Annotated in this window: 17 protein-coding genes and 1 riboswitch; of the genes, 16 read left to right on the top strand and 1 reads right to left on the bottom strand. The window is 38.1% G+C overall.

From position 1 onward, the window contains the following. The first annotated feature begins 20 nt into the window (after positions 1-20). From ACQKMD_RS02250 to ACQKMD_RS02190, 13 genes are all read left to right on the top strand, one after another. Entirely contained in the window at positions 21-1,316 is a 1,296-nt protein-coding gene (locus ACQKMD_RS02250) for a uracil-xanthine permease family protein (RefSeq protein ID WP_427749062.1), read from the top strand. A gap of 159 nt (positions 1,317-1,475) precedes the next feature. Beyond that, the gene (locus ACQKMD_RS02245) at positions 1,476-2,354 is read left to right on the top strand and encodes an aspartate carbamoyltransferase catalytic subunit (protein ID WP_427749060.1); all 879 of its coding nucleotides are present in this window, start codon (positions 1,476-1,478) and stop codon (positions 2,352-2,354) included. Position 2,355: 1 nt separating this feature from the next. Then, the gene (locus tag ACQKMD_RS02240; protein ID WP_427749058.1) at positions 2,356-3,633 is read left to right on the top strand and encodes a dihydroorotase; all 1,278 of its coding nucleotides are present in this window, start codon (positions 2,356-2,358) and stop codon (positions 3,631-3,633) included. Continuing rightward, entirely contained in the window at positions 3,630-4,730 is a 1,101-nt protein-coding gene (locus ACQKMD_RS02235; RefSeq protein WP_427749057.1) for a carbamoyl phosphate synthase small subunit, read from the top strand. The genes ACQKMD_RS02240 and ACQKMD_RS02235 overlap by 4 nt, the downstream gene beginning before the upstream one ends. Then, positions 4,723-7,920: a carbamoyl-phosphate synthase large subunit gene (gene carB / locus ACQKMD_RS02230; protein ID WP_427749055.1), complete on the top strand. Its 3,198-nt coding sequence runs from the start codon at positions 4,723-4,725 to the stop codon at positions 7,918-7,920. The genes ACQKMD_RS02235 and carB overlap by 8 nt, the downstream gene beginning before the upstream one ends. Further along, positions 7,917-8,693, top strand: a complete 777-nt coding sequence (locus tag ACQKMD_RS02225; protein WP_427749053.1) for a dihydroorotate dehydrogenase electron transfer subunit — start codon at positions 7,917-7,919, stop codon at positions 8,691-8,693. Before carB ends, ACQKMD_RS02225 begins: the two co-directional genes overlap by 4 nt. Then, a complete protein-coding gene (locus tag ACQKMD_RS02220) occupies positions 8,690-9,601 on the top strand; it encodes a dihydroorotate dehydrogenase (RefSeq protein ID WP_427749051.1) in 912 nt (303 codons plus the stop codon). The genes ACQKMD_RS02225 and ACQKMD_RS02220 overlap by 4 nt, the downstream gene beginning before the upstream one ends. After that, positions 9,602-10,312: an orotidine-5'-phosphate decarboxylase gene (pyrF, locus tag ACQKMD_RS02215; RefSeq protein ID WP_427749049.1), complete on the top strand. Its 711-nt coding sequence runs from the start codon at positions 9,602-9,604 to the stop codon at positions 10,310-10,312. It abuts the gene before it with no gap. Next, positions 10,312-10,944: an orotate phosphoribosyltransferase gene (pyrE, locus tag ACQKMD_RS02210; RefSeq protein ID WP_427749048.1), complete on the top strand. Its 633-nt coding sequence runs from the start codon at positions 10,312-10,314 to the stop codon at positions 10,942-10,944. Before pyrF ends, pyrE begins: the two co-directional genes overlap by 1 nt. A gap of 201 nt (positions 10,945-11,145) precedes the next feature. After that, positions 11,146-11,255: riboswitch (SAM riboswitch) on the top strand. Between the two features lie 107 nt (positions 11,256-11,362). After that, the gene (locus ACQKMD_RS02205; RefSeq protein ID WP_427749047.1) at positions 11,363-12,292 is read left to right on the top strand and encodes a VOC family protein; all 930 of its coding nucleotides are present in this window, start codon (positions 11,363-11,365) and stop codon (positions 12,290-12,292) included. Between the two features lie 36 nt (positions 12,293-12,328). Then, positions 12,329-12,997: an amino acid ABC transporter permease gene (locus ACQKMD_RS02200; RefSeq protein WP_427749045.1), complete on the top strand. Its 669-nt coding sequence runs from the start codon at positions 12,329-12,331 to the stop codon at positions 12,995-12,997. 17 nt (positions 12,998-13,014) lie between these two features. Next, positions 13,015-13,782, top strand: a complete 768-nt coding sequence (locus ACQKMD_RS02195; RefSeq protein WP_427749043.1) for an amino acid ABC transporter ATP-binding protein — start codon at positions 13,015-13,017, stop codon at positions 13,780-13,782. Beyond that, a complete protein-coding gene (locus ACQKMD_RS02190; RefSeq protein ID WP_427749041.1) occupies positions 13,779-14,582 on the top strand; it encodes a transporter substrate-binding domain-containing protein in 804 nt (267 codons plus the stop codon). The genes ACQKMD_RS02195 and ACQKMD_RS02190 overlap by 4 nt, the downstream gene beginning before the upstream one ends. 1,019 nt (positions 14,583-15,601) lie before the next feature. Here the strand turns inward: ACQKMD_RS02190 and ACQKMD_RS02185 are convergent. After that, positions 15,602-17,290 (bottom strand): Rqc2 family fibronectin-binding protein, encoded by a 1,689-nt coding sequence (locus ACQKMD_RS02185; protein WP_427749039.1) that lies wholly within the window; start codon positions 17,288-17,290, stop codon positions 15,602-15,604. Between the two features lie 220 nt (positions 17,291-17,510). Between ACQKMD_RS02185 and ACQKMD_RS02180 the strand changes: the two genes are divergently transcribed. The 3 genes from ACQKMD_RS02180 to rpoZ are packed head-to-tail and all read left to right on the top strand — an operon-like array spanning position 17,511 to position 19,284. Then, positions 17,511-18,386 (top strand): YicC/YloC family endoribonuclease, encoded by an 876-nt coding sequence (locus ACQKMD_RS02180; protein ID WP_427749037.1) that lies wholly within the window; start codon positions 17,511-17,513, stop codon positions 18,384-18,386. Between the two features lie 51 nt (positions 18,387-18,437). Continuing rightward, a complete protein-coding gene (gene gmk, locus ACQKMD_RS02175) occupies positions 18,438-19,055 on the top strand; it encodes a guanylate kinase (RefSeq protein ID WP_427749035.1) in 618 nt (205 codons plus the stop codon). A 4-nt stretch (positions 19,056-19,059) separates the two neighbouring features. Continuing rightward, positions 19,060-19,284 carry a DNA-directed RNA polymerase subunit omega gene (gene rpoZ / locus ACQKMD_RS02170; RefSeq protein ID WP_038183947.1) on the top strand — a complete coding sequence of 75 codons (225 nt, stop codon included), beginning with the start codon at positions 19,060-19,062 and terminating at the stop codon, positions 19,282-19,284. The last annotated feature ends 27 nt before the right edge of the window (positions 19,285-19,311 follow it).

Raw genomic sequence — 19,311 nt, 5'->3', positions numbered from 1 at the left:
GAATGTGAGGATAACAGGATATGACAAACGCAGTATTAGATATAAATGAAAAACCAAAAGCACTCCAACTTGTTACACTAAGTGCTCAACATATGTTTGCGATGTTCGGCTCAACAATATTAGTACCTAAACTTACTGGTTTGAGCCCAGCGATGGCCCTTTTAACAAGTGGTATCGCAACGCTAATATTCTTATTAGTAACAAGATTTCAAGTCCCAGCTTACTTAGGTTCTTCATTCGCATTTATCACACCAATTATCTTTGTATCAAACACGGGTGGTGTTGGTAGTGCGATGATTGGAGCGATGTTCGTCGGTTTAACTTACGGTATTGTCTCATTACTCATTTGGAAAACGGGCTATAAATGGATTATGAAGATATTACCACCCATCGTAGTAGCACCGGTTATTATGGTTATCGGCCTCGGGCTTGCAACGGTCGCAGTTGATATGGCGATGAATATTCCAGATGGTAACGGCGGGAAGATATATAGCTTCCCAGACTTCTCTGCAGCATTAGTTACGTTAGCAGCAGCCATTATTTGTACAATCTTCTTCAAAAATATCATTAGCACAATGCCGATTCTTATCGGTTTAGTAGTTGGTTATATATACTCAGCAGCAATCGGTATTATTGATTATACTGCAATTGGACAAGCAAAATGGTTTGCACTTCCTGACTTCTTAATCCCAGGAATAGATTATGAATTCAAAGTGACAAGTACATTACTTCTAGCGATGGTACCAATCGTGATTGTTACGATTTCAGAACATATTGGGCACCAATTAGTATTAGGTAAAGTTGTAAATCGTAACTATATTAAAGAACCAGGTTTACATCGTTCACTATTAGGTGATGGATTAGGAACGCTTATTAGCGCTTTCATCGGCGGACCACCGAAAACAACTTACGGTGAAAATATCGGTGTCCTAGTATTAACGAGAGTATATAGTGTGTATGTCATCGGTGGCGCAGCAGTCTTAGCGATAGTCATGGCATTCTTCTCGAAAGCAATGGCAGTTATCGAAACAATCCCAACTTCAGTGTTGGGCGGTGTATCAATTCTACTTTTCGGAATCATCGCTTCTAGTGGTCTACGAATGCTAGTTGAAAATAAAGTTGACTTTGATGATAAACGTAATTTAGTTATTGCATCCGTCATCTTGATCTTTGGTATCGGTGGCGCAATGTTGAAAATCCCGCAAGTTTCAGACACATTCGCAATTGAAGGCATGGCCCTAGCAGCCATTGTTGGTGTCATATTAAACTTAGTACTACCAGGTCGCGATAAAGATGTCGCTGATTTGGATGAGTAATATTTAAATACTGTACCTTTTAACAGATTGCCCAGAGAGGCAAAGAAGGGTTATATAGATTTGAAAGCATGTGCGAAAGCGCTATGCTTATCCTGTCATATCCTTCCTCAGCCTCCCTACAATTTAGGGAGGCTTTATTTATACACTAGGAGGCTCATGATGAAAAACTTACTATCAATCGAACATATTTCTAACGAGCAAATTGCTACTATTTTAAACCGTGCGTCAGAGTTAGAAGCCGGTGCACCATCACAACTTGACCAATCATACAACGTAGCGAATCTATTTTTCGAGCCGAGTACAAGAACGAAAACAAGCTTTGAAATGGCAGAGCGCAAAATAGGGGTAACAGTTATCCCATTCGAGACAGGTTTTTCAAGCACCCTAAAAGGTGAATCATTGTACGATACTGTGAAAACGTTGGAATCTATTGGACTTGATGCAGTAGTGATTCGTCATAAGATGGATGCTTACTATGAGGAACTACTGGAGGGAATTAACCTATCAGTGATTAATGCAGGTGATGGCGCTGGTCAACACCCATCTCAATCATTACTTGATTTATACACAATACAAAAAGAATTCGGAAGATTCAAAGGATTGAACATTACAATTGCAGGGGATGTTTCACATAGCCGCGTGGCAAAATCAGATGCTTATGCATTGCGCAGTCTAGGTGCAAATGTCAACTTCGTTTGTCCAAAAGAATGGCAAGGAGAGTTTGAAGCACACCAAAGTTGGGATGATTTAATCGAGACAAGTGACGTCATTATGTTGCTACGTGTACAGCACGAGAGACATGAAGGAAATGCGAACTTCTCTAAGGAAAACTACCATGCACAATACGGCTTAACAAGTGAACGTGAAAAACAAATGAAGGATGGTGCAATCATAATGCACCCTGCACCGGTTAATCGTGGTGTTGAAATTGACTCTACTTTAGTAGAGTGCGAACGTTCAAGAATTTTTGACCAAGTAAGTAATGGGGTATTCATTCGAATGGCTATTTTAGAAACGATCCTGAAAGGAAGAATGTAAAATGACAAAGCTTATTCAAAACGTACAAATACTTAATGAGCAAGGTGAACTTAAAAAAACTGAAATTTTCATTGAAGATGGTAAAATTGCTGCTATCGGAAAAGCCTTAAACAAAACAGCTAACAAAGTCATCGATGGTCAAGGGAAAATTGTAGCTCCAGGCTTTGTGGATGTCCATGTACATCTTCGTGAGCCAGGCTTCGAACATAAAGAAACGATTGCGACGGGCACAGCATCTGCAGCAAAAGGCGGTTTCACAACAATTTGTGCAATGCCTAACACAAAGCCAGTACCAGATTCAATTGAAAATCTGGACTACATAAATAGTTTGATTGAAGATAGTGCAGTCATTCGTGTTTTACCTTATGGGTCTTTAACAGTCGCACAATCTGGGGATAAGCGTACAAACTTAACAGACTTAAAAGCTCATGGTGCAGTTGCATTCTCTGATGATGGTGTTGGTGTACAAGAAGCTGCAACAATGTTTGAGCAAATGCAAGATGCAGCAAAAATTGGTATGACAGTTGTTGCACACTGCGAAGATAATTCATTAATCTACGACGGTGTAATGCATGAAGGACGTCGAAATCATGAACTTGGATTACCAGGTATTCCATCAATTTGTGAATCTGTTCAAATTGCTCGTGACGTTCTACTAGCTGAGGCAGCAGGTGCACATTATCATGTATGTCACGTATCAACAAAAGAATCGGTACGTGTAGTACGCGATGCAAAAGCAGCAGGCATAAACGTAACTGCCGAAGTTTGTCCGCACCACCTTCTATTAGAAGAAATGGACATTCCATCAGATGATGCAAACTGGAAAATGAATCCTCCATTACGTGCGAATGATGACTTACAAGCATTACATGAAGCTTTACTAGATGGCACGATTGACTGTATCGCAACAGACCACGCTCCACACACAGTTGAAGAAAAATGTTGTGGCATGGTAGGTGCTCCATTCGGGATTGTCGGTTTTGAAACAGCATTCCCACTACTGTATACAAAGTTTGTTGAAACAGGTAAGTGGACATTAAAACAATTAATCGATTGGATGGCTGCAAAACCAGCTGAGTTATTCAACTTACCATATGGCAAGATTGAAGTTGGTACATCAGCGGATTTAATCTTACTTGATCTGGATAAGGAACAAACAATTGATGCTGAGGGTTTCGTATCAAAAGGTAGAAACACGCCATTCAATGGATGGACAGCAAAAGGCTGGCCAGTTATGACAATCTTTGAAGGAAACATCGTATGGGAGGAAGTACAATGACAAACAGAAAGTTAATTCTAGAAAATGGTATCGTATTTGAAGGAGAAGCCTTTGGTAGTGACTTAGCGTCAAACGGAGAAGTTGTATTTACAACAGGAATGACAGGCTATCAAGAAACGTTGTCTGACCCATCATTTGCAGGACAAATTGTAACAATGACATATCCCTTAATCGGTAACTATGGTATTAATCGAGACGATTTTGAAACAATCGATCCTTCAATAAAAGGGTTTGTAGTTCGCGAATTAGCTCAAACACCATCAAATTTCCGTTGTGACACAACACTAGATGAATTTTTCAAAATGAAAAGAATCCCTGGTATCGAAGGAATCGATACAAGAAAGTTAACTCGTTTGATTCGTGAAGAAGGTTCAATTAAAGCTGCACTAACTGCTGCAGGTGAAGATGTGGATGTTGAAGCAGTAGTGGCAAAACTTAAAGCAACTACATTCCCTACAAACCAAGTAGAACAAGTTTCTACAAAAACACCATATCCAAGCCCAGGTCGTGGTAAAAAGGTCGTATTAATTGACTTCGGTATGAAGCATGGTATTTTGCGAGAGTTAAACAAACGTGACTGTGACGTTGTTGTAGTGCCTTACAATATGCCAGCGGACGAGATTTTAGCATTATATCCAGATGGTATTATGTTATCAAACGGACCTGGAGATCCAAAAGATGTACCAGTAGCGATTGAAACAATTAAAAATCTAATCGGAAAAGTGCCAATGTTCGGTATTTGCTTAGGGCATCAACTTTTCGCACTAGCTTGTGGCGCAGATTCATTCAAGCTTAAATTTGGACACCGTGGTGCTAATCATCCAGTAAAAGAACTAAAAACGGGACGTACTGAACTAACATCACAAAACCATGGATATGCAATCGATCCAGCTTCCCTAGAAGGAACTGGGTTAGAAGTTACGCACCTTGCATTAAATGACGGAACAATCGAAGGTCTAAAACATAAAGAACACCCAGTATTCACAGTACAATATCATCCAGAAGCATCACCAGGACCAGAAGATTCAAACCATTTATTTGATGAATTTATCGAGTTAATGAATGTAGATACTAGAAAGGAGCAACACCATGCCTAAACGTCAAGATATCAAAACCATTTTAGTAATCGGCTCAGGCCCAATCGTAATTGGACAAGCTGCAGAATTCGACTATGCAGGAACACAAGCTTGTCTATCATTAAAAGAAGAGGGCTACCGTGTCATTTTAATTAACTCAAATCCAGCAACAATTATGACGGATACTGAAATCGCTGATAAAGTGTACATCGAACCAATAACATTGGAGTTTGTTTCACGTATTATTCGTAAAGAACGCCCAGATGCAGTCCTACCAACTTTAGGAGGCCAAACAGGCTTGAATATGGCTATCGAATTACATGAATCAGGCATTTTAGATGAATTAAACATCGAAATTCTTGGTACAAAACTTGATGCTATCAATAAAGCGGAAGACCGTGACTTATTCCGTAACTTAATGTACGAGTTAGGGGTTCCAGTACCAGAATCAGACATTATCCACAACTTAGAAGAAGCACATGCTTTTGTTGATAAAATAGGTTATCCAGTAATCGTTCGTCCAGCATTCACACTAGGTGGAACTGGTGGTGGTATTTGTCATAACGAGCAAGATTTAAACGAAATCGTGACATCAGGTTTAAAATATAGCCCGGTAACACAATGTTTATTAGAAAAATCAATCGCGGGTTTCAAAGAAATTGAATATGAAGTAATGCGTGACTCGAATGACAATGCAATCGTAGTTTGTAACATGGAAAATGTTGACCCAGTTGGGATTCATACAGGTGATTCAATTGTAGTTGCACCATCTCAAACTTTATCAGATCGCGAATATCATATGCTTCGTAATGTATCACTTAAAATCATTCGTGCACTTAAAATCGAAGGTGGTTGTAACGTTCAACTAGCCCTTGATCCACATAGTTTCAATTACTACATTATTGAAGTAAACCCACGTGTATCACGATCATCAGCACTTGCTTCAAAAGCAACTGGTTACCCAATTGCGAAGCTTGCTGCGAAAATCGCAGTTGGTCTAACACTTGATGAAATGATGAACCCTGTTACAGGTAAAACTTACGCTTGCTTCGAACCGGCACTTGACTATGTTGTTGCAAAAATTCCACGCTGGCCTTTCGATAAATTCGAAAATGCAAAACGTAACTTAGGAACTCAAATGAAAGCAACTGGTGAAGTTATGGCAATCGGCCGCAACTTCGAGGAAGCTATGTTAAAAGCAGTTCGTTCACTTGAAACTGGCCATAAACATATTGAAATGAAGAATTCTGAAGATCTATCAGATCAATGGATTGAAAAACGTATCCGTAAAGCTGGAGATGAGCGATTATTTTTCCTAGGAGAAGCGTTACGTAGAGGTGTGACAATCGAAACAATCCATGACTGGAGCCAAATCGATTTATTTTTCTTAAATAAATTTAAAAACATTGTCGATTATGAAACTGTATTAAAAGATAATCCTCATGACAAAGCAGTATTGCGACAAGCAAAACGTATTGGATTTGCTGATGAAACAGTTGCGAAAATTTGGAATACAACAGCAGATGTAGTCTATGATTTCCGTAAAGAAAATGGCATCGTGCCAGTTTACAAAATGGTAGACACATGTGCTGCAGAATTTGAGTCAGAAACACCATACTTCTACGGCACATACGAAGAAGAGAACGAATCAAACAAATCAGATCGTGAATCTGTAATCGTGCTTGGGTCAGGTCCAATTCGTATCGGACAAGGGGTAGAGTTTGACTACGCAACAGTACACTCAGTATGGGCGATTAAAGAAGCAGGTTATGAGGCGATCATTATTAACTCAAACCCAGAAACAGTTTCAACAGACTTCTCAATCTCTGATAAGCTTTACTTTGAACCATTAACAATTGAAGATGTTATGCACATCATTGATCTTGAACAACCAAAAGGTGTTGTAGTGCAATTCGGTGGTCAAACAGCGATTAACCTAGCAGATAAATTAGAAGCACGAGGCGTGAAAATCCTAGGAACATCACTAGATGCAATAGACCGCGCTGAATCACGTGATCGCTTCGAGGAAGCATTAAATGAAATCGGCATCCCACAACCAATGGGTAAAACGGCGACTTCTGCGGAGGAAGCAATAGTTATTGCTAAGAGAATTGGATTCCCAGTTTTAGTGAGACCATCATATGTACTTGGTGGACGCGCAATGGAAATCGTTTATAACGAAGAAGAACTACAATATTACATGGAGCATGCAGTTGAGGCTAGTCCAGAGCACCCAGTATTAGTCGACAGATATTTAACGGGTACAGAAATTGAAGTAGATGCGATTTGTGACGGTGAAAACGTCTTAATTCCAGGTATTATGGAACATATCGAACGTGCAGGTGTTCACTCAGGTGACTCGATTGCAGTATATCCTCCTCAACAACTGTCTCAAAAACATATTGATACATTAACTGACTATACAACTCGTTTAGCAAAAGGGTTGGAAATCAAAGGGTTAATGAACATCCAATATGTAATTTCTGAAGACGAAGTATATGTTATTGAAGTAAACCCGCGTGCATCTCGTACAGTACCGTTCTTAAGCAAAATTACGAACTTACCAATGGCGAATATTGCAACAAAAGCGATACTTGGCCAATCAATTGTTGAACAAGGTTACCCTACTGGCTTAGCGCCGATTCAACAAGGTGTTTACGTGAAGGTACCTGTATTCAGCTTTGCGAAACTACGTCGTGTAGACATTACATTAGGACCTGAAATGAAATCAACAGGTGAAGTAATGGGTAAAGACAGCACATTAGAAAAAGCACTATATAAAGGTCTAGTAGCAGCGGGTATGGATATTAAGGATCACGGGTCAGTATTAATGACGGTAGCAGACAAAGATAAAGACGAAGCAATTGCTTTAGCTAAACGCTTTACAAATATCGGATACAGCATCTTAGCAACACCAGGAACTGCGAAAGCGATTGAGGAAGCAGGTTTAAAAGTAAGCGTTGTTGATAAAATCGGATCGAATGGTCCTACTTTACTTGACGTTATCCAAAATGGCGGTGCGCAATTAATCGTCAATACATTAACAAAAGGAAAACAACCTGCACGTGACGGCTTCCGTATCCGCCGTGAATCAGTAGAAAATGGGGTTCCATGCTTAACATCTCTTGATACTGCAGAGGCAATGCTTCGAGTAATCGAATCTATGACCTTCACAGCTGAAGAAATGCCTAAGCAGGAGGTGCGAGGATGATTCACCAAGAACGTATGCAAGTTGTACGCCACCAGAAAATCGCAGAGGATATTTTTGAGCTGACCTTAACTGGTCAGTTGGTCCTTGATATGAAACAACCAGGTCAATTTGTCCATGTACGTGTAACGGATACATTTGAACCATTACTGAGAAGACCGATTAGTATTGCATCCATTAATCATGAACTATTGCAGTTCACAATGATTTACCGTGCAGAAGGGCGTGGAACAACAATCTTATCGGCAAAACGACTAGGTGAAGAAGTGGATATACTTGGACCGCTAGGACACGGTTTCCCTGTAGAAGAAGCAGAACCAGGTCAAACAGCACTTTTAGTTGGTGGTGGTATTGGGGTTCCTCCTTTGTATCAGCTTTCAAAAGAATTACATGCAAAGGGAGTACGTACAATTCACGTACTAGGCTTCCAATCTGAAAACAACGTCTTTTATGAAAAACAGTTTTCCGAGTTAGATGACACATATATCGTAACAGCTGATGGTAGTCAGGGGACAAAAGGATTTGTCACAGACTTTTTAAAAGATAAAGCACCTTCTTTTGATGTTTTTTATAGCTGTGGACCAACGCCAATGCTAGCAGCATTAGAGCAAACTTATCCAGATAAAAAAGGTTTCCTATCCTTTGAAGAACGCATGGGCTGCGGTATTGGAGCTTGTTTCGCCTGCGTATGTAATACCACAGATACAACTGATAAAGAATACTTGAAGATCTGTTCTGACGGTCCAGTCTTCCCGAGAGGAGTTGTGAAGCTATGAATAGATTACAAATCGAATTACCAGGATTATCATTAAAAAACCCAATTATCCCAGCTTCAGGGTGCTTCGGATTTGGACAAGAATATGCACAACTTTATGATCTATCTCAGTTAGGTGCAATCATGATTAAAGCTACAACATTAGAAACGCGCTCGGGTAACCCAACACCACGTGTTGCTGAAACAGCAGCGGGTATGTTGAATGCCATTGGCTTACAAAATCCAGGGCTAAAGCATGTGTTAACACATGAACTTCCTTGGTTAGAAAAATATGATGTACCGATTATTGCAAATGTTGCTGGAACAGAGACTGCTGATTATGTAGCAGTAGCAGAAGCTATTTCAAAAGCACCAAATGTACATGCATTAGAGTTGAATATTTCTTGTCCAAATGTTAAATGTGGCGGGATTCAATTCGGTACAGATCCACAATCAGCAAGTGACTTAACGGCTGCAGTAAAGGCTGTGTCAGATGTACCAGTCTATGTAAAGCTATCACCAAATGTAACGAATATTTCTGAAGTTGCTAAAGCTGTAGAAGCAGGCGGAGCAGATGGTATTACGATGATTAATACATTGATCGGTATGCGTCTACATCCGAAAACGGGAAAACCGATTATTGCTAATGGTACCGGAGGTTTATCAGGTCCGGCTGTAAAACCAGTAGCAATTCGCATGGTCCATGAAGTAAGTCGAAATGTCAATATTCCTATTATTGGAATGGGTGGAGTTGCAACTGCAGAGGATGTTATCGACTTCCTATCTGTGGGGGCGAGTGCTGTAGCAGTAGGTACTGCCAACTTTGTGGATCCATTTGTATGCCCAAATATCATTGAAGCATTACCACAAAAGCTAGATGAATTAGGTTATGACAAAATAACAGATGTAATTGGAAGGAGCCACCGCTAAATGAATGATAAGCCTATTATCGCGTTAGATTTTTCAGATGAACAGAAAGTAATGACATTTCTTTCTCAGTTCAACGAGCCACTATTTGTGAAGGTGGGTCTTGAGCTTTATTTACAAGAAGGGCCAGACATCATTCGCAAAATTAAAGCGCAAGGTCACGACATATTTTTAGATTTAAAACTGCATGATATTCCAAATACGGTGAAATCAGCGATGAAAGGCTTAGCAAAACTAGGTGTAGATCTAGTCAATGTCCATGCTGCAGGCGGCTCCAATATGATGACGGCTGCTCTTGAAGGTCTAATAGAGGGAACGGAGGCTGGTAAAGAGCGACCAGCTTTAATTGCGGTAACTCAGTTAACTTCAACGACTGAAGAGCAAATGCAAAACGAGCAAAAAATCAATTTATCATTAGATCAATCAGTACTGCATTATGCCAAGTTAGCACAATCAGCGGGTTTAGATGGTATAGTTTGCTCTGTACTTGAAGCAAAAGCAATCAGCGAAATATGTGGAGAAAGCTTCTTAAAAGTAACACCAGGAATTCGTATGGCTGGTGGTGCAGCACATGATCAAAAACGTGTTGCTACACCTGATTTCGCACGTCAAGAAAGCTCGACGCAAATCGTAGTAGGGCGTGCAATAACTCAAGCAGAAAATCCAGTTGAATCGTACCATGCTGTACAACAATTATGGGGAGGACAACAATAATGACAATTCAAAAAGAAGTAGCACAAGGCATGTTAGAAGTAGGAGCGGTAGAACTAAGTCCGAATGATCCATTTACTTGGGCTTCAGGTATTAAATCACCAATCTACTGTGATACACGTTTAACGATTTCTTATCCAAAAGTACGTACAACAATCGCAAACGGTCTTGCAGCGCTTATTAAAGAAAACTTCCCAGAAACAGACGTAGTAGCTGGTACAGCAACAGCAGGGATTCCGCATGCAGCATGGGTAAGTGATATTTTAGACTTACCAATGGTATATGTACGTTCAAAACCAAAAGACCATGGTCGTGGTAACCAAACAGAAGGGAAACTTTCAACAGGTCAAAAGGTAGTTGTAGTAGAAGATATCATTTCAACAGGTGGCTCAAGCATTACAGCTGTAGAAGCACTTCGTCGTGAAGGGGCAGAAGTACTTGGTGTTGTTTCAGTGTATTCATATAAATTACCGCGTGCTGAACAAGCCTTTGAAGAAGTTGGTGTTCCTTACTATAGCCTATCAAACTTCGAAGCGTTAGTTGAAGCGGCAAAAGAATCAGGTGCTATTGATGAATCAGACATTCCAGGTTTACTGCAATGGCATAAGGATTTAAAAGCAGGGAAATTAAAATAATATATTTAATTTAGGCATTCAAAAAAACTAGCATGAGAATCGGAATTCTCTCATGCTAGTTTTTTATTGTTCAAAATTCTAATTCGAATTAAGGAATTATTTTTCATGGAAATAAAATAATTGGGAAAAAATGTTGCTAAATTATAGAAAATGTTTTAAAATCAATTAAACCAATAAGTTAACTAGGAATATTAACTGAATTTCTTATCTTGAGAAACTGAGGGAATTGGCCCGTTGAAGTTTCAGCAACCCCTATTGTTTAGGAAGGTGCTAACTCCAACATGATTGCATGAAATCATGAGAGATAAGAGTTGAATTAGCTCCCCTCAACTCTCTTTCTAGATTATGTAGAAAGAGCGTTTTTTATTAGAAGTTGTTTATTCCGTAATTGGTTAATAAAAAAGAGAGAGGTTTTAAGATGGTACAAAGAATTGATGGAAAACAAGAGAAGTTTGTATTGAATGGAGCGACACAAGTAGGAAGTGTTATTTTAAAAGTAAAGGATCTGGAGCGTCAAATTGCATTTTATGAAAATGTAGTTGGTCTTGATGTATTAGAGAGAAATACACAACATGCTAAGTTTGGTGGAAAAGGTAGTAACACAGTTATTTTTGAATTAGAAAAAACAGCAGAAAAATTACAACCGGCTAAAAGCACAGGTTTATTCCATACAGCATTTTTATTACCAAGTAGAGAAGCATTTGCAACGAAATTTTTCGAAATTCTGCGTAATAAGGAAACGATTGATAGTCCAGTAGAACAAGCTTCACGTTTCCCGCACTTTGAACGCTTCATCCCAATTGCTAGATTAGATAGTGCGAGTGATCATGGATATAGTGAGGCATTTTATTTGTATGATATTGAAGGAAATGGTATTGAGATATATGCTGATCGTAATCGTGAAGATTGGGATAAGTATCCAGGCGGTAGTAATCCACTTAACTTTAAAGAATTAGCACCGTTAGCTGATTTTGAAACAGATGGTAAATTACCAACAGAAACAATTGTTGGCCATGTCCATTTACGAGTGGCTAATATCGAGGAATCGGTAGGTTTTTACGTCAATACGTTAGGTTTTGAGGAACAGGTAATTATTGATACAGCATTCTTTATTTCGACAGGTGGCTATCATCATCATATTGCGGGAAATGTATGGTCGGGTGAGGGGCTACAAAAGGCGGCGGAAAATGAATCAGGATTGAAAGAAGTAAGGTTTAAATTACCAACAACAGAAAATTTTGAAACAGCAAAAAAATATATTAAACAACAAACACAAATTCAAGATTTGGGAAATAAGTTTGCGGTAGAAGATCCAAGTGGTAATCGTATTGTTTTTGAAATTGCATAAAACAAATAAAGTAAAATCGTTATAGAAGGTGACAAAATGAAGTTTGATTTTATGTATTTTTTAGAGTCGTTACCACAGTTATTGAAGTATGTATATATCACATTAGGTGTTTCTATGGTATCCATGATTATTTCATTCCTTATTAGTATTATGCTTGTTCTCATTGATCGTAATCGAATGAAAGTGTTATATCCATTATCTCGATTATATATTTCATTTTTTAGAGGGACACCATTACTTGTGCAGTTATTCGTTTTATATTTTGGACTTCCTCAGATTTTCCCAGAGATGGCTGTTATAACGTCCTTACAAGCAGCCTTAATCGGTCTAAGCTTAAATAATGCAGCGTATTTATCTGAAATTTTACGTGGTTCTTTAAATGGAGTTGAGAGCAATCAAATGGACGCTTGTTTGTCTGTAGGAATGACAAAAATGCAAGCCATGAGAAAGGTGATTTTTCCGCAGGCTATTCGAGTAGCAGTTCCTGCACTTGGTAATAATTTTATTGGGCTAATTAAAGAATCATCTTTAACGTTTGTATTAGGCTTAGCAGAAATTTTAGCTCATGCTAAAATGCTTGCTGCAGAGTCTTATCTTTATATGGAAAGTTACTTAGCTGTTGCAATTATCTACTGGGGATTAACCATTATTATTGGTTGGCTACAGAGACGATTAGAATATCGCTTGGAAGTACCTTACCTGTAATTAAGGAGTGAAAAAGGATGATAAGTGTTCAGAATCTTCATAAATCATATAAAGATAACGAAGTATTAAAAGGAATTTCTTTAACTGTGGAAAAGGGTCAAGTTGTAGCGATAATAGGGCCATCTGGATCAGGTAAGTCGACTCTATTAAGATGCTTAAATGTTTTAGAACAAGCGGATAAAGGGCAAATAATAATTGATGACGTAACAATAGATGTCGCCAATCTAACAAATAAAAAGGCACAATTATTAAGGCATAAAACTGCTATGGTTTTTCAAAACTATAGCTTATTTAAGAACAAAACTGTAAAAGAAAATATTACATTGCCGTTAATTACTGTACAGAAAAAGTCGCAAGTGGAAGCTGAAAGTATTGCGAAAAAATTACTATTACAAGTTGGTTTATCTGAAAAAGAAAACTATTATCCAAATAGTTTGTCGGGTGGTCAGCAACAACGCGTAGGGATTGCTAGAGCTATCGCTCTAAATCCTTATGCAATTTTGTTCGATGAACCTACTTCAGCACTCGATCCAGAACTAGTAGGAGAAGTTCTACAAGTAATTCAAAGCCTAGCGCTTTCGAATATGACTATGATTGTAGTAACTCATGAAATGTCATTTGCAAGACAAGTGGCTGATCATGTTGTTTTTATGGCGGAGGGTTCTATTATTGAACAAGGAACTCCTGAAGAGATTTTTAATAATCCAAAGCAGGAAAGAACACAGAAGTTTTTACAACAATTAAGTAGTAGAAATCAGTTAGTGGATAAGGAGTTGGTAGTATGAAATCTAAAAAAATATTGTCATTTATAATGGTTTTTACAGTGGTTGTGGTATTAGCGGCATGTAGTTCAAAGGATTCTTCTAAAAGAGAGAATTCTGTGAAAGCAGATGAAAAAGTTCTTAATGTTGGGACAGCTGCTGGGAGAAGTCCATTTATCTATCAAAAGGACAATAAAGTAATTGGTTATGATGCGGATATTATTGAAGCGGCTGCAAAAAAAGCAGGATACAAAGTAAATTGGACAACAGCTGATTTTGAAGGATTATTTGGATCATTAGATTCAGGTCGTATTGATACAATTGCAAATCAATTATCAGTGACAACTGAGAGAGAAGAAAAATATACATTTACCGTACCGTACCTATATTCAGGGTCAGTATTTGCGGTAAAGGCAAATAATGATAATATAAATTCGATTGATGATTTAAAAGGTAAAGTGGTTGGGGTAGGTTTAGGGACAGCTGCTGAAAAAGAATTAAAAGATATAAATAAAAACAATGACTTTACGATTAAAACATTTTCTGAGGACCCTACAGCGGAATTGAAGGAAGTATCATTAGGACGTGTTGACGCGTATTATAATGATCAAGTACAAGTGAAAACGACGATTGAAAAAGCTAAATTGGATGATGTGAAAATAGGGTTTGGTCCTACATCATGGGGAAATATTGCATTTCCATTTACTACTGATAGTAAAAAGGTAGAAGATATCTCGAAAGCTTTAGAAGAATTAACAAATGACGGTACATTAAAAGAAATTTCAGAGAAATGGTTAGGCATAGATGCAACGAAGAAGCAATAAAAGTCATATGAGTAAAAGGAGATGTCTAAAAGTACCTATAATAAAAGTACCGATGGAAAACAATTTGTTTTTTCATCGGTACTTTTTTATTTGTCTTGTTTTTGGTGAAAGTGGCTGGAGAATTCCAGCTGCTTTCAGTAGATTTGGGCTATTGCCACAATTCCAAACTCCATTATGACTTTACTTAAGTCACAGAGTGAGAAGAAGAACAACGACCAATTGGATTAATGCGTTAAATTTTTGTTTCACTGCGTATAAATAGTGTTTTCACTTCCGTAACCTGCATCAGCATCGATGTTTTTTGAGGAAATAGTAATGATGGACCTTTTAACGTCACTTTATGTGGTATAAAACATCAAGTATCGTTTGGTCGTTGATGCATTGTCTAGCCTAGTTAAGTGGAAAAGTTTGATAAATATCCTGTTGAATGCAGGGTTTTATCTTATTTCACTATAGTTGCAGGATTCTTTAAAAAGGATTCTACTAATTAGTTGTTTTTTTGTTTGCTACTAATAACGGGTTGACTGTTTCCTTTTTATCAAATTTATTCAAAAGCTACACCGCTTTGTTCATGAGTCTAAATTTTTTTAAAAACAACTGGCCATGACCCAAAACCTCCTGGGAGTAGCTCACATAGGCCGTTTTTGAAATCATGGACAGCATCACCTTGAATTAGTCCTTTAATTATAAAGGGTTAGGTGTGAATCGGAAAGAATGAAAAACTCAGTAAAACGATAAAACGAGTTGATTGGAATGCAGGCGGCGACTCCTTGGGGAATTTGCGAACATTTTGAGACCCTACAGGAGCGTTAGCGACGAGGAGGCTCAAGGTTCGTCCCCCAGGAAAGCGTCCGCCGGAACGGAAATTAACGGCATCGAAGAAAAAGCCATGACAGAAACGATTAATCGTTTCTATCATGGCTAAAATTCATTTTATGGACTTTTTCAGTGCCCTCGTTTTTTATACGAGTTTTTTGGAGGCTTATTAAAAGCAGCCCCCTTTTATTTGTTCTTAAAAGTTATTTTAACTTCATAATCAGTTCTTCATCAGGCGTAACATAAAGAGTTTTTTGCTCAAAGTAGATAACAAAGCCGGGTTTTGACCCATTTGGTTTTTTCACCTGACGTATTTCAGTGTAATCGACAGGTACTGATGAAGATTCACGTGCTTTACTAAAATAGGCTGATAAAGTTGCGGCTTCTAGTAAAGTTTGTTCATCTGGTTCAGATGAGTGAATAACGACGTGAGAGCCTGGGATATCCTTAGTATGCAACCAAATTTCAGATTTACGTGCGATTTTAAATGTTAAATAATCATTTTGTTTATTGTTTTTGCCAACTGAAATATCAATACCTGTAGAAGATTTGAATTTTTCTGGAGCTGGTTTAGTTGGCTTTTTACGTCGTTTAGAAGCACGTAGTTTTAAGTAGCCCTGTTCCGCTAACTCTTCACGAATCTCCTCTATATCAGCAGGTGCAGCTTGTTGTACTTGTTGCGAAAGCATTTCAAAGTAAGTTAAATCTTCCTTTGTTTTATCAAGTTGCTCCTGAACCATTATAAGAGCGTTTTTTGCTTTATTGTACTTAGTATAATAACTCTGTGCATTTTCAACAGGTGTTTTTCGTTCACTAATTGGGATCGTGATTTCTTCACTGTCTTCGCTATAATAATTAACAACAGTGACTACTTTTTGCCCTTTTTCAAAAGCATATAAGTTGGCCATTAATAGCTCGCCGTATAATTGGAATTGGTCTAAATTATTAGCTCGATCTAAATCTTTTTGCAGTTTTTTTAATTTTAATTTGAGCTTGCTTATTTCATTTTGTAACCAACGCTCTAAATCCCCAGCTTGTTGTTTTACGCGGTCCCTCTCAGCTCTTGCAAAGAATACGCGGTCCAGTAGAGTACTTAACGTTGAATAGCTTGTATGTTCACCAACTAAATGTGTTAATGCCACTGGTGAAAAGTATGTTTTTCCATTTGCTTCAGTATAGGTTGGTGAATTTCCACCAATTTCAAATTCCTCTATAAATGATGGGAAGATGTCGGCTATCGGTTGCTCCTTAGTTTCACTTCTAAATAATAACTCAGTAGCGTGTAATGGGGAGAAGCCGGTAAAATGCTGTACAATTTCTTGTGTATTCTTTTCTTTGGCAAAGAATAGTTGCAATGCTTCAGAACTTACTGTTTTAGGATCTTCCTTATCCTGTTCAGGTGGTGTGATAAAAGGTTGACCAGGTAAGACTGTACGGTAGCTATTCATAGCAGGTGGTAGATGCTTTAAGCTATCAACGATTTTGTCTGTTTCTTTGTCGACTAAAATTAAATTGCTATGACGTCCCATGATTTCTGCGTGTAATTCTCGCGTAATTGGATCACCAATTTCATTTTTACTAGCAATTTTAAAAATGAGGATTCGATCGGCACCTTCTTGGCGGATTGATTCAATAAATCCACCCTCTATATGTTTACGAAGTAGAGAGCAAAACATAGGTGGTTCCTGTGGGTTTTCGATTGTTTGTTCTGTGATATGAACACGTGCATAGGAAGGATGAATTGAAAATAGTAATTTATGATTTCCTCCATTAGCACGAATATGTAAAATGATTTCTTGGGTGTTCGGTTGATGCACTTTCGCGATTCGGCCCGTTACTAACTGTTGTAACTCTTTTGCCATTGCGATTGTAAATAAACCATCATAAGCCATAAGTGATTCCTCTTTCAAAACGTTTTGTTCTATCTTACCATTTTTTTTGTCTAAATAGGTAAGCAGAGCTTTTGTAAAATATAGTTCTTCGTGACCGATGACTATTAATTCTAATCATTTTTTTGTTCCATTAAGTTAACTTCTAACAAATCTGCAAGCCAAAACTTGTTTTCATATGTTATAATTAAAAATCAGTATGCAAAGAAGGATGTGACTGACCTTGGTGCGTAGTATGACTGGATTTGGCAGGGGTGTCACAACAACGGAACAATTTCAGCTTACTGTAGAAATTCGATCGGTAAATCATCGCTTTTTAGAAGTTACAACACGTTTTCCGAAAGAGTGGATGGAAGCGGAAGTTCATACAAAAAAATTGCTTTCCTCATTAGTTTCAAGAGGTAAGTTAGATGTTTCCGTATATGTGAAAGAATTGTCACAGCAACAGCAAGTTGTACAAGTGAATTGGCCTCTAGTCAATGCTTATAAAGAAGCAAGAGAAGAATTGCAAAAACAGATATTGCTTGACGAGAAGTGGTCGATGACAGAACTTTTGAATTTAGAGCAAGCATTAACTGTCAAAGTGCAAGAGACATCAAAAGAAGAAATTTTAACAGCTGTTGATCAAGCTGTACAACAAGCAGCAAAGGCATTGATCCAAATGCGCGAAAGAGAAGGTCAGGAATTGCAAGGGGCGGTAGTAGGTTTCAAAACGGATTTAGCAGAGCAAATAAAGTTAGTTCGTAAAGTTGCCGATCAAGCCGTACAAAAGTATCGCGATAAGCTCGTTACGAGAATTGCAGAACTTACAGACATTAGCGCATTAGATGAACGATTATTAGCAGAAGTTGCGATTTTTGCTGAAAAAGCAGATATTGCAGAGGAATTAGACCGCTTAGCAAGCCATTTTGTCCAGCTTGATGAAACGCTTCAAGATGACATTTCTATCGGACGAAAACTCGATTTCTTATTGCAAGAAATTCATCGTGAAATTAATACGATTGGTTCTAAAAATCAATCTGTTGAAGCTTCAGCTGCAGTTGTCCAAGCGAAAACGATTCTTGAAAAAATGCGAGAACAAGTTCAAAATATTGAATAATTGTGTTTACTAAATGTACTATTAATATATTGTAATGATGAGGGAGAAAGCATGAGAAGAGAACGTGGATTATTGATTGTCCTATCTGGCCCTTCAGGTGTCGGAAAAGGTACTGTGCGAAAAGCACTTTTTTCACAACCAGATACTAATTATGAGTATTCTATTTCCATGACTACACGTCTACCACGTGAAGGCGAAGTTGATGGAGTTGATTACTTCTTTAAATCAAAAGAGGATTTTGAAAGTTTAATCGAACAAGGACAACTCCTTGAATATGCACAGTATGTAGGAAACTATTACGGTACACCTCTGGAATATGTAAACAAAACTTTGGATGCTGGACGCGATGTATTTTTAGAAATTGAAGTACAAGGTGCAGCTCAAATTCGTGACAAGGTTCCAGATGGTTTATTCATCTTCCTTGCACCACCTAGTATTTCAGCATTGCAGCAACGTTTAGTTGGGCGTGGTACTGAAACAGAAGATGTGATTGCAACGCGTATTGCTGCTGCAAATCAAGAATTAGAAATGATGAATTTGTACGATTATGTCGTTGAGAACGATGAAGTACAATTAGCTTGTGATCGTGTCAATGCAATCGTAGTTGCGGAACATTGTCGACGTGAAAGAGTAGAAAAACAATACTTAGCTATGCTGAGAGGAGAATAAATAGATGTTATACCCATCTGTTGACGTATTAAAACAAAAAATCGATTCAAAATATTCATTAGTGAGTCTTGCTTCAAAAAGAGCGCGTGCAATGCAAGAAGGTAGTGACTATAGGCTTTCATCTTACAAATCACATAAAAATGTAGGGAAAGCACTTGAAGAAGTTTCTGCTGGTGTCTTAAGTCAAGTAGCTCAAGACGAATCAGCTATTTACGAAGACGAAGTTTAATGACATGACAACGTAGAGGCTCCTGAG

It is taken from the genome of Viridibacillus sp. NPDC096237 (genome assembly GCF_050278625.1).
Classification (GTDB): domain Bacteria; phylum Bacillota; class Bacilli; order Bacillales_A; family Planococcaceae; genus Viridibacillus.
This window is presented reverse-complemented; position numbering and strand designations above follow the sequence as displayed.

Excerpts from the sequence above, each read along its gene's own strand:
- ACQKMD_RS02250 (WP_427749062.1), top strand. The coding sequence starts at position 21 with ATGACAAACGCAGTATTAGATATAAATGAAAAACCAAAAGCACTCCAA.
- ACQKMD_RS02245 (WP_427749060.1), top strand. The coding sequence starts at position 1,476 with ATGAAAAACTTACTATCAATCGAACATATTTCTAACGAGCAAATTGCT.
- ACQKMD_RS02240 (WP_427749058.1), top strand. The coding sequence starts at position 2,356 with ATGACAAAGCTTATTCAAAACGTACAAATACTTAATGAGCAAGGTGAA.
- ACQKMD_RS02235 (WP_427749057.1), top strand. The coding sequence starts at position 3,630 with ATGACAAACAGAAAGTTAATTCTAGAAAATGGTATCGTATTTGAAGGA.
- carB (WP_427749055.1), top strand. The coding sequence starts at position 4,723 with ATGCCTAAACGTCAAGATATCAAAACCATTTTAGTAATCGGCTCAGGC.
- ACQKMD_RS02225 (WP_427749053.1), top strand. The coding sequence starts at position 7,917 with ATGATTCACCAAGAACGTATGCAAGTTGTACGCCACCAGAAAATCGCA.
- ACQKMD_RS02220 (WP_427749051.1), top strand. The coding sequence starts at position 8,690 with ATGAATAGATTACAAATCGAATTACCAGGATTATCATTAAAAAACCCA.
- pyrF (WP_427749049.1), top strand. The coding sequence starts at position 9,602 with ATGAATGATAAGCCTATTATCGCGTTAGATTTTTCAGATGAACAGAAA.
- pyrE (WP_427749048.1), top strand. The coding sequence starts at position 10,312 with ATGACAATTCAAAAAGAAGTAGCACAAGGCATGTTAGAAGTAGGAGCG.
- ACQKMD_RS02205 (WP_427749047.1), top strand. The coding sequence starts at position 11,363 with ATGGTACAAAGAATTGATGGAAAACAAGAGAAGTTTGTATTGAATGGA.
- ACQKMD_RS02200 (WP_427749045.1), top strand. The coding sequence starts at position 12,329 with ATGAAGTTTGATTTTATGTATTTTTTAGAGTCGTTACCACAGTTATTG.
- ACQKMD_RS02195 (WP_427749043.1), top strand. The coding sequence starts at position 13,015 with ATGATAAGTGTTCAGAATCTTCATAAATCATATAAAGATAACGAAGTA.
- ACQKMD_RS02190 (WP_427749041.1), top strand. The coding sequence starts at position 13,779 with ATGAAATCTAAAAAAATATTGTCATTTATAATGGTTTTTACAGTGGTT.
- ACQKMD_RS02185 (WP_427749039.1), bottom strand. The coding sequence starts at position 17,290 with ATGGCTTATGATGGTTTATTTACAATCGCAATGGCAAAAGAGTTACAA.
- gmk (WP_427749035.1), top strand. The coding sequence starts at position 18,438 with ATGAGAAGAGAACGTGGATTATTGATTGTCCTATCTGGCCCTTCAGGT.
- rpoZ (WP_038183947.1), top strand. The coding sequence starts at position 19,060 with ATGTTATACCCATCTGTTGACGTATTAAAACAAAAAATCGATTCAAAA.